The organism is Desulfobacter latus, assembly GCF_013389365.1.
Taxonomy (GTDB): domain Bacteria; phylum Desulfobacterota; class Desulfobacteria; order Desulfobacterales; family Desulfobacteraceae; genus Desulfobacter; species Desulfobacter latus.
The window spans coordinates 1-255 of record NZ_JACADJ010000238.1; the positions used below are offsets into that span (position 1 = coordinate 1).

Consider the following 255-nt stretch of genomic DNA (forward strand, 5'->3'; position numbering starts at 1 on the left):
AGAGATAGAAGTTGATACAGATCATATTCACCTAATGATTGACAGTGTGCCTAAACTTTCCGTCAGTCAAATTGTCAGAAGGCTAAAACAGCAAAGTACTAAAAAAGTATGGGATGCGTTTCCAAAACTTGAAAAACATTTTTGGAAAAAGAAAGTGTTTTGGAGTGATGGATATTTTTGTTGCTCAATTGGTAATGCTTCAATTGAAACAATTAAGAGGTATATTGAACAGCAAGGCTAAAAAGCGGCAATTCA

General features: G+C 34.1%; 1 protein-coding gene. It reads left to right on the top strand.

What is annotated here, in order from left to right; all coding sequences use genetic code 11:
• Positions 1-241, top strand: a 241-nt coding sequence (gene tnpA, locus HXW94_RS19135; RefSeq protein WP_178368449.1) for an IS200/IS605 family transposase, incomplete at its 5' end; no start/stop codon positions are given.
• Positions 242-255 lie beyond the last annotated feature (14 nt).